The sequence below is a fragment of the Clostridiales bacterium genome (assembly GCA_030016385.1).
Classification (GTDB): Bacteria; Bacillota; Clostridia; order Clostridiales; family Oxobacteraceae; genus JASEJN01.
Map to the genome: position 1 here is coordinate 62,637 of JASEJN010000007.1, position 10,383 is coordinate 73,019.

11 protein-coding genes are annotated in these 10,383 nt (G+C 37.0%); 8 read left to right on the plus strand and 3 right to left on the minus strand.

Annotated features, from left to right (window positions below; all coding sequences use genetic code 11):
* The first annotated feature begins 159 nt into the window (after positions 1 to 159).
* From pstB to der, 7 genes are all read left to right on the plus strand, one after another.
* On the plus strand, positions 160 to 909 hold the full coding sequence (pstB, locus tag QME45_03185) for a phosphate ABC transporter ATP-binding protein PstB (GenBank protein ID MDI6617666.1): 750 nt from the start codon (positions 160 to 162) through the stop codon (positions 907 to 909).
* Positions 910 to 971: 62 nt separating this feature from the next.
* Positions 972 to 1,880 (plus strand): phosphate ABC transporter permease subunit PstC, encoded by a 909-nt coding sequence (gene pstC, locus QME45_03190; GenBank protein MDI6617667.1) that lies wholly within the window; start codon positions 972 to 974, stop codon positions 1,878 to 1,880.
* Positions 1,877 to 2,764 (plus strand): phosphate ABC transporter permease PstA, encoded by an 888-nt coding sequence (gene pstA, locus QME45_03195; protein MDI6617668.1) that lies wholly within the window; start codon positions 1,877 to 1,879, stop codon positions 2,762 to 2,764. The genes pstC and pstA overlap by 4 nt, the downstream gene beginning before the upstream one ends.
* Positions 2,765 to 2,795: 31 nt before the next feature.
* On the plus strand, positions 2,796 to 3,650 hold the full coding sequence (locus tag QME45_03200) for a phosphate ABC transporter substrate-binding protein (protein MDI6617669.1): 855 nt from the start codon (positions 2,796 to 2,798) through the stop codon (positions 3,648 to 3,650).
* Between the two features lie 109 nt (positions 3,651 to 3,759).
* The gene (gene phoU / locus QME45_03205) at positions 3,760 to 4,416 is read left to right on the plus strand and encodes a phosphate signaling complex protein PhoU (protein ID MDI6617670.1); all 657 of its coding nucleotides are present in this window, start codon (positions 3,760 to 3,762) and stop codon (positions 4,414 to 4,416) included.
* A 166-nt stretch (positions 4,417 to 4,582) separates the two neighbouring features.
* Positions 4,583 to 5,893, plus strand: coding sequence for a DUF512 domain-containing protein (locus QME45_03210; GenBank protein ID MDI6617671.1), 1,311 nt, complete (start codon positions 4,583 to 4,585; stop codon positions 5,891 to 5,893).
* 2 nt (positions 5,894 to 5,895) lie between these two features.
* Complete coding sequence (gene der, locus QME45_03215) at positions 5,896 to 7,218, plus strand: ribosome biogenesis GTPase Der (GenBank protein ID MDI6617672.1); 1,323 nt, start codon at positions 5,896 to 5,898, stop codon at positions 7,216 to 7,218.
* 81 nt (positions 7,219 to 7,299) lie between these two features.
* Here the strand turns inward: der and QME45_03220 are convergent, their stop codons facing one another.
* Together QME45_03220 and QME45_03225 are read right to left on the minus strand one after the other, a co-directional pair.
* On the minus strand, positions 7,300 to 7,494 hold the full coding sequence (locus tag QME45_03220) for a helix-turn-helix transcriptional regulator (GenBank protein MDI6617673.1): 195 nt from the start codon (positions 7,492 to 7,494) through the stop codon (positions 7,300 to 7,302).
* The gene (locus QME45_03225; GenBank protein MDI6617674.1) at positions 7,484 to 7,717 is read right to left on the minus strand and encodes a hypothetical protein; all 234 of its coding nucleotides are present in this window, start codon (positions 7,715 to 7,717) and stop codon (positions 7,484 to 7,486) included. Before QME45_03225 ends, QME45_03220 begins: the two co-directional genes overlap by 11 nt.
* 330 nt (positions 7,718 to 8,047) lie before the next feature.
* Here QME45_03225 and spoIVA point away from each other — a divergent pair, with 330 nt between their 5' ends.
* Positions 8,048 to 9,526: a stage IV sporulation protein A gene (spoIVA, locus tag QME45_03230; protein MDI6617675.1), complete on the plus strand. Its 1,479-nt coding sequence runs from the start codon at positions 8,048 to 8,050 to the stop codon at positions 9,524 to 9,526.
* Positions 9,527 to 9,587: 61 nt separating this feature from the next.
* Here the strand turns inward: spoIVA and QME45_03235 are convergent, their stop codons facing one another.
* Positions 9,588 to 10,310 carry a CPBP family intramembrane metalloprotease gene (locus QME45_03235; GenBank protein ID MDI6617676.1) on the minus strand — a complete coding sequence of 241 codons (723 nt, stop codon included), beginning with the start codon at positions 10,308 to 10,310 and terminating at the stop codon, positions 9,588 to 9,590.
* Between the last annotated feature and the right edge of the window lie 73 nt (positions 10,311 to 10,383).

Sequence of the window (10,383 nt, forward strand, 5' to 3'; positions counted from 1 at the left end):
AATTTAATATACATACAAAAATATAACATTATCATTTAGATGTTTAAAAATCGATATTTAACTTAAATAAAGCCTATATAAAGGTTACCTTACAATGGAAGATGATATTTTAAATTTGCTATTATGATGAATATATTTATCTGTTAGGGGGATAGACTTGTGCAAATAATTGATGTTAAGGGCCTTAATTTATTTTATGGCAAGAATCAAGCTCTAAAAAATGTGAATATAGGAATAGAAAGGAACAAAGTCACTGCGCTCATAGGACCTTCAGGATGCGGCAAATCTACATTTTTAAGGACATTGAACAGGATGAATGATCTGATAGAAAATGTGAGGATTACAGGTGATGTAACATTTGAAGGCAAGAATATCTATAAAGATTACGACGTTATTGAGCTTAGAAAAAAAGTGGGAATGGTATTCCAGAACCCCAATCCTTTTCCAATGTCGATATTTGACAATGTTGCATATGGACCAAGGATACATGGCATAAAAAACAAAAGGCAACTTGCTGAGATAGTCGAAAGGAGCCTCATAGGAGCCGCCTTATGGGATGAAGTCAAGGACAGGCTTAATAAGAGCGGTATAAGTTTATCGGGTGGTCAGCAGCAGAGATTGTGCATAGCAAGGACACTTGCCGTAGAACCTGAGGTTATACTTATGGATGAACCTACTTCAGCGCTTGACCCTATTTCAACCTCTAAAGTTGAAGATCTTATAAGCAAACTGAAGAAAGAATATACTGTAGTTATTGTTACTCATAACATGCAGCAGGCAGGTAGAATATCCGACAGCACGGCATTTTTCCTGATAGGCGAAATAGTAGAATACGGGCCTACTGAAGAGATATTTTATAAACCAAAGGATAAAAGGACGGAAGATTATATAACAGGCCGATTTGGTTAACTTATATCATCAAATTTTTGGAATAATATTAAAATCAAAAAAAGGAGTAACATATGAGCAATATGGGATCATCAATTAATAAAAAGGATTATATAAAAAAAGAATTATTCGGAAAGATTTATTCGACTTTCTGTGGCTTATTGATTATTGTGTTAACTATATCGATAGTATTTTTTATAGCGTCTAAGGGTATTGTTACTTTTACAAGAAATCATGTTTCGGTAATAGACTTTATTTTTTCCTCAAAATGGGCACCTGAGAGTTTAAATTCAAATGGTACGCCTCAGCTTGGTTCTGCGATTTTTATAGTAGGTTCGATACTTGTTTCACTATTCGCCGTAATTGTCAGTACGCCTCTTAGCGTATGCGCAGCGATATTTATGACGGAAATATCGCCAAAGTTTGGCGAAAAATTATTAAGGCCTTCCATTGAATTGTTTGTGGGAATACCTTCTGTTGTATACGGGTGGATAGGATTAAGCGTACTTGTACCCTTTATAAGGAAAAATATAGGCGGATTAGGATTTAGCTTTCTTGCAGGCGGCATAGTGCTTACCATAATGATAATGCCGACTATAGCGAGTGTAGCTTCGGACTCGTTAAAGGCCTTGCCGTTGAACTATAAGGAAGCGTCGTTTGCTCTGGGAGCTACGAGATGGCAGACTATAAGAAAAGTGCTTCTTCCCGCCGCTGCACCGGGAATATTTACAGGCGTTGTGCTGGGATTAGCCAGGGCATTTGGAGAAGCATTGGCTGTGCAGATGGTTATAGGAAATTCTATTAAAATACCATCCGGTTTGCTGGATCCTACAACTACTCTTACGAGTATAATAACGATGGATATGGGAAACACTGTCTCAGGATCTGCGTGGAATAATGCATTATGGTCCATGGCACTGCTTCTTTTATTGATTTCATTTGGATTCATATTGATAATCAGAAAAATATCTTCGAGGAGGAGTATGCGATGAATGCAAAGATATATGACAAGATAGCGACTTCGATATTTTACTTGATAGCATCGTTAATAATGCTGCTCCTTTTTTTGATAGTGGGATATATTTTGTACAAGGGTATAGGCGTTTTAAACTTAAAATTTATAACTACGCCGCCAAAATTCATGGAGCCCGGCGGTGGCGTCGCACCGCAGCTTTTCAATTCATTTTATCTGCTTGTACTCTCAATGCTTATCACCATACCACTGGGAGTAGGTGCGGGAATATACATGGCTGAATATGCGAGGCCGGGCCGTATTACCGATTTTATCAGATTATGTATTGAAACCCTTTCATCTTTGCCTTCGATAGTAGTAGGATTATTTGGATTTTTGGTTTTTGTAAATTCGTTGCACTGGGGTTTTTCATTGTTATCAGGTGCTCTTGCCATAACTGTTCTGAATCTGCCGGCTATGACGCGTATCAGCGAGGATGCCATAAAAAGTGTGCCCGAAAGCCTAAAGGAAGCGAGCCTCGCATTAGGCGCAACAAAATGGGAGACTATATATAAGGTGATACTTCCTTCCGCAATGCTGCAGCTCATAACAGGTACAATACTAACTGCAGGCAGAGTGTTCGGGGAGGCGGCAGCTCTTTTGTATACATCCGGAATGACTACACCGGATTTGAAGTTTAACAGGCTTTTTTCTTTTTCAAAGGTATCACCATTAAACCCCTTGAGGCCTGCTGAAACGCTTTCCGTATTTATCTGGAAAATCAATTCGGAGTCCCTTGTGCCGGATGCAAGGCAAGTTGCAGATGGGGCATCCGCTCTGCTTATTATTATCGTATTTTTGTTTAATATAATCTCAAGGTATATAGGGAAAATGATTTACAGAAAACATACAGGCTCAAAATGATAACAATCATTGCTTTTTAGGAGGATATGAAATGTTTAAATCCCATAAAAATATAGTTAATATTTTTATCCATATTTTAATATTATTTATTATACTGTTTGCAACGTCATGCGGCCGGTCCGACGATAATGCATTGATGATAATGGGTTCTACTGCATTGCAGCCTCTGGCTGAAAAAGCGGCGGCAATGTTCATGACGGATTTCCCGGAAAGCAATATACAGGTGCAGGGAGGCGGCAGCGGAAATGGCTTGACAGCTGTAAGGGCAAAAAATGCGCAGATTGGAAATTCCGATATATTTGCAGAAGATAAGAATGGATTTGATTCCAGTGATTTAATCGATCATAAAGTGGCTGTCGTAGGATTTGCTGTTATAGCAAACCAGGGAGTCGGGATAGATAATGTTTCGAGCAAGCAGTTAACAGATCTGTTTACTGGAAAGATAACCAATTGGAAGGAAATCGGAGGAAATAACGTACCTGTTGTAATCGTCAGCAGGCCTGCGTCCTCAGGAACAAGGCTTACATTTGAGAAATATGCCCTAAATGGTGCAACTGAAATTGCAGGGAAGGCATTGACGCAGGATTCATCCGGTACAGTTGTAAAAACGGTTATGGATACCGAGGGTGCTGTAAGCTATGTAGGACTTACTTATGTAAAGGGAGACGGCTCTTTAAAGGTATTGAAAGTTGATGGAGTAGAACCAAGTCCGGAGAATATCGCTTCCGGTAAATATCAAATATGGGCTTACGAACATATGTATACGAATGGTTATGCAAAAGGTATTACCAAGGAATATATAGATTATATCATGAGCGACAAGGTAAAACCATATATTGAAAAATTAGATTATATACCTATTAGCGATATGAAGGTGGAAAGATAAAAATTTTAAGATATAATTAAATTTACCTCTTTTTCATATAACTAATATTACATAATATGGTATAATAAATGTCATATATTATTAAATTTTATAAAAGAGGTGCTTAGAAATGCCAAGAGGTACTTTTGATGAAGAGCTTGATTCTTTATTTCACAGTTTGATCAGAATGGGTGGCGCAGTAGAAAGTCAGATAAATGATTGTATAATATCTTTAGTAGAGCAGGATGAGAAAAAAGCCCTGGAAGTTATCGATAAAGACGATATAATTGATGATATGGAGGCAGATATCGAAGAGGCATGCGTTAAGTTGATAGCGAGGCAGCAGCCTTTGGCAATCGATCTTAGAAGAATATTTACATCCATTAAGATTGTGACAGATCTGGAAAGAATTGGCGACTATGCTGTTGATATTGCAAGGATAACAATAAGATTAAAAGATGAAAAATATATAAAACCTCTTATCGATATACCTCGAATGGCAGATATTGTGCAAAAGATGATTAAAGATTCCTTGGATGCATACATAAAGCTTGATGTTAAAGCATCGGAGGAAATCTCTAACATGGATGATGAAATAGATGGGTCGTATAAACAAGTTTTCAGGGAACTTCTGGTCTTGATGCTTGAAGATCCAAGGAAAATAACGCAGGCAACCCAATTTTTGTTTGTATGCAAATTCCTTGAAAGAATTGGTGACCATGTAACAAATATCTGTGAGTGGACTATTTTCCTGATCACAGGAGAGCATAGGGATTTGAATGATTGACGGGAGGCCTCATAAATGGCCTTCTTTTTTTCTACTTTTTACATAATCTGGATGTGCCATTATGGATAACCTATTGTAATGATAATGTAAAAGTGATAGTATAACAAAAGTGCCGCATGGCAATAAGGCATAAACATAATCGGGTTAGTTTAAGGGCGTGCAGAACATGAAAAAGGGTATAATGATAAAAAATGTAATAAAGGGCGGTATCGCCGATGAGGTTGGAATAAAAAAGGGTGATTTACTGATTGGTGTAAACGGTAAAACGATAGAGGATATCATCGATTACAAATATCTCATAGCTGATGAGTATCTTGAAATATCCGTACTGGACCAAAACAGAAAAGAGCTCATATTTGAGGTTGAGAAGGAATATGACGATGACTTGGGAATAGAATTTGAAAATCCCCTGCTCGATAATGTAAGAAGCTGTGCAAATAAATGTATTTTCTGTTTTATCGATCAGCTTCCAAAGGGAATGAGGAATACACTGTATTTTAAAGACGATGACTCAAGGCTGTCTTTTTTGCAGGGGAATTTCATTACGTTTACTAATCTGTCCGATAAAGATATTCAAAAAATAATAGAATATAAAATAAGTCCGCTTAATGTTTCCGTGCATACGACAGATCCAAGGCTCAGGATCAAGATGCTGAGAAACAAAAATGCTGGGAATATAATGGAAATATTAAAGAAATTAACTGATAATAAAATAAAAATAAACTGCCAGATAGTTTTATGCAGAGATATAAATGACGGGAATATCTTAAGAAAGACCATAAATGATTTGTATTGCCTGTATCCGATGGTAAAAAACATTGCAGTAGTGCCTGTTGGAATTACAAAATACAGACAAAATCTTTATAATTTAAGGGCTTATGACGAGGAAGCATCAAGAAATGTTTTATCGATAATCGATGAAGAACAGGAAAAAATATATAAAATAGCCAAAACGATATTCGTGAGAGCTGCCGACGAATTTTACATAATGGCCGGTCGAAAGCTTCCAGAGCCGGAGTATTACGGGGATTACGAGCAGCTTCAGGACGGCATAGGAATGGTAACGAATTTAATTGAGAACGTAAAAAGCTCGTTAAAAGGGCAAAGAACGATATATAAGAATAAAACAATATCGGTTATTACAGGGATATCAGCTTTTAAATATATTAATAATATATGCAAAATGGTGGAAAATAAAATTAAGGGTTTAAAAATACATGTATATCCAGTTAAGAACGATTTTTTCGGAGAGAGAATAACTGTGGCGGGACTCCTCACAGGAAGAGATATAGTAAGGCAGCTTAAAGGAAAGCCCCTGGGTGAAAAATTGATTATTCCATCAAATGTATTTAAATCCGGGGAGAATGTACTGCTGGATGACATGACACTTGATGAATTGAAAATAAGTTTAAATACGGATATTGATATATGCGGTTTTGATGGCTCGGATTTTCTAAGGATTATATGCAGGGAGTGATATTGGTGAAACCTATAGTCGCTATTATTGGACGTCCTAATGTCGGCAAATCTACCTTGTTTAACAGGATTGTAGGAAAAAGGATTGCAATCGTCGAGGATACGCCTGGAGTGACAAGGGACAGGATTTATGCGGATGCCGAATGGTTTAATCACAAATTTATATTGATAGATACAGGCGGTATTGAACCGTCAAGTGGAGATAAGATATTTTCCATGATGCAAAGGCAGGCGCAAATTGCAATTGAAACTTCGGATGTTATTATATTTGTAACGGATGCAAAGGATGGAATAACACATGTTGATGAGGAAGTCGCGTCGATATTAAGAAGAACAAGCAAGCCGGTGGTAATAGCAGTAAATAAAGTTGACAACAAGAAGATGTTCAATGAAGTATATGAATTTTTCAACTTAGGTATGGGAGAACCTATAGGCATATCTTCTACGCTTGGATTGGGTATAGGTGACCTTATTGAAAAAGTGATATCATATTTCGATAAAAACAACGAAGAAGATGAAAAAGAAGATGCAATAAAAGTGGCTATAGCTGGAAAGCCAAATGTCGGCAAGTCATCTCTTACAAATAGGCTGCTAAAGGAGGAGAGGATGATTGTGAGCGATATTCCCGGTACTACAAGGGATGCCGTAGATACACCTGTGACAATAAATAATGAAAAATTCATATTTATAGATACGGCTGGAATAAGAAGAAAAAGCAGGGTGAATGAAAATATCGAAAGATACAGCGTAATAAGAGCGTTTGCGGCCATAGAAAGGGCGGACGTATGTGTCATCATGATAGATGCGGGCGAGGGAATTACCGAACAGGATACGAAGATAGCCGGTTATGCCCACGAAGCCGGAAAGGGAATAGTTATTGCTGTTAATAAATGGGACATCATAAAAAAAGATAATAAAGTCATTGATGAGTATACATCCAAAATCAGAAACGATTTGAGCTTTATGCCATATGCCCCTATTGTATTTATTTCCGCCAAGACTGGTCATAAAATCGATAAATTGATCGAGATGGTTAAACTTGCCTCTAAAGAGAATGCTGCCAGAATCAAATCCGGTACATTAAATGACATAATATCTGACGCTGTTATGATGAAGCAACCGCCTTCAGATAAGGGTAGAAGGCTTAAAATATCCTATGCCGTGCAATCATCTATAAAACCGCCGACTTTTGTGCTTTTTGTGAATGATCCTGAAATAATGCATTTTTCATATGAGCGTTATCTTGAAAACCAGTTAAGAAAAAGGCTTGGCTTTGATGGTACGCCTATAAGATTCATATACAGAAAAAAAGGCGAAAAGGGATAAACAGAAATCATAAGATAATAAGATAAATATAAAGAAAGTTTTACATTCAACTTAAACTGATGCGATATTGCGCTCCATCTGCTATTTGTCTAATTGGAAGAGCTTCTCGACTGGAGCATTCAGTAACCTGGCAAGTTTCATTGCCAATTCCAGCGAAGGATTGTATTTATCATTTTCAATGGCGATAATCGTCTGCCTTGTCACACCCAGTCGAGCTGCAACATCTTCCTGACGCAATCCTAATTCCCTCCGCAAGGCTTTTATTTTATTCTTCATTTTTATCGTCCGTCATTTTATGGGCCATGTATAACTTGCTCCCAAAGAAAATAATATTTTGGGCAAGTATGATCATAAGCGTGATAGGGAAACTGCCCTTTTCTTTTATACAGGATATTATAGTCCATACGATCAATACTATATTCTCGAATACCCATGCCAGCCTCATAGCCTTAAAGTTAATCGACATTTCCATCTCATCGGGTTTCTTAAAGAATTTCATATAAATTATCACCTTTCCTGAATGTAAAACCTTCTTTACATTTATCTTATGATAGAAAACAGTAAATGTCAAGAACTTTTTACATTATCTTCGATTCGCAATATGAAATCAGGCATAAATAGGATTATGTTATTTTAAGCAGCGAATGAGTGTTCAAAATAACATAAGTTCAAATTACGAATTGAAGTACATTATTCTTAATGAAACTTTTTAAATTTTGAGTAAATTTATTATGGGACAATAACTTGTAATAATATATACAACCTTTCATATATATATACTGTTATTAAGTATATATTTGAGATAATTCATTATAGAAGGAGGGAAAACATGGAGGAATTCGATTTATATAAGGATATAGCGGAAAGAACGCAGGGAGACATATATATCGGTGTAGTAGGGCCTGTAAGGACAGGTAAATCTACATTTATAAAAAGATTTATGGATCTTTTGGTTATACCGAATATAGAAAACGATTATAAAAAGGAAAGAGCTAAAGATGAATTACCTCAAAGTGCTGCCGGAAAGACTATTATGACCACAGAACCCAAGTTCGTGCCAAATGAAGCGGTGGAAATAGAGGTAAAAGAAAATGCAAAGTTGAGAGTAAGAATGGTTGATTGTGTAGGATATCTCGTAAAAGGAGCTTTAGGGTATTTAGAAGGCGATACTCCAAGGATGGTAACGACACCATGGTATGATTACCAGATACCGTTTGAACAGGCGGCCGAAATCGGTACGCGAAAGGTTATAAATGATCATTCGACGATAGGCATTGTGGTGACTACAGATGGGTCGATAACGGAAATACCAAGGGAAAACTATATAGAAGCCGAAGAAAGGGTTATTAAAGAACTTAAAAATATAAATAAACCGTTTATAATGATATTAAATACGACTCATCCATATGATCCGGATACTATAAACCTCAAAAGGGATCTTGAGGAAAAATATAATGTGCCGGTTCAGATAATGGATGTCATGCAGATGAGGAATGAAGATATAAATAATACCCTAGAAAAGGTTTTGTTCGAATTTCCTGTTAAAGAGATAAATATCGATTTACCCGAATGGGTAGACTCACTGGACTCTTCTCACTGGTTGAAAAAGGACTTCATCGATGCCATCAAAAATGCTGCAAAGGATATTTTTAAATTAAGGGATATTAAATCCACTGTTGATAAATTTAACGAGTATGATTTTATAGGTGAAGTATCCATATCGGATATGAAGCTGGGTAACGGTACCGCAAACATAAACATGAAGACAAAGGACGGCCTTTTCTATCAGGTACTTGGAGAATTCTCTGGATACAAGATTGAAAGTGAAAGCCAGTTATTGTCATTGATGAAGGATCTGTCATTCGCAAAGAAGGAATATGATAAAGTATCCAAGGCTTTGAAAGATGTGAGGGAGACGGGTTATGGACTTGTTCCTCCACAATTAGAAGAGCTTCACCTTGAAGAACCTGAGATAGTAAAGCAGGGTGGAAGATTTGGTGTTAAGCTAAGGGCATCGGCACCATCATTACATATGATAAGGGCGGACATTGAAACAGAAGTATCTCCTATTGTAGGAACAGAAAGGCAGGGAGAGGAATTAGTAAAGTCGCTTCTTGAACAATTCGAAAATGATCCCGGCAAGCTTTGGCAGACAAACATGTTTGGAAAGACACTGGAGGAGTTGGTCAAAGAAGGACTGCAGAATAAATTATATAGGATGCCTGAGGATGTACAATCAAAGATTCAAAGGACACTGCAGAAAATCATCAATGAAGGTAGCGGCGGCTTGATATGCATCATATTATAGGCAGGTTAAAATAATGAAGCGCACCCCGATTTTTGTGGGGTGCGCAAGATGATTTTTGCGGTCAATATTCATTGCTTTTTTGTACGAATCGGTATAAATAAATGGCATAGAACAGGGAGATTACCAAAATTGCGAGCATCAGATAGGTCGAAATGTTTCCTTCTGCATTTGAAATGGTTCCGGTAATGTTGAATACGATATGGAAAAGTATGCCAGGTATAATATTCTTTGTGATGGCTACAAGCAAAGCAAGAACGATGCCCAGCATGATTGCGATAACAATCTGTTCCAACTGTTCTAAAGATGTGTACCCTCTGAGCAAATTGACGATGTGTCCTATTCCAAAGGTGATTCCGGAAATGATAATCGCTTTATTGACGCCTGATTTACCGTATATCCCGTAGAATAGAAATCCTCTGAATATCAGTTCTTCAACAAAACCTGTCCCGATCATCAAAAGGCAGGCAATGGCAACTTTCGTAATTGAAAGTGCAGGGACTATTCCCGCAAAAAGCTGTATAAAGGCCAACAGAATCATCGGTATATAAAATAAAGTTTTGCGCGCATCCTGCTTTGTAATTTTTTTAATTCCATAAAGGCTGACACGACCGCTTTCTTTAAGATAAAGCGCCATAAAAACCGACAAAGCAAGCAGCAATAAACCTGTCAAATAGGGAAACTCCGTCAATTCAGATAACATATCTCCGATATTGACCATTACAACATATATCAGAATCCATAGGATTGCATGTAAAATCGGTTTCTTTTCCATCAGTTTATTCATTATTTATTTCTCTCCTATCTTCAATTCGTAATATGAAATCAGGCATAAATAGGATTATGTTATTTTGAGCAAC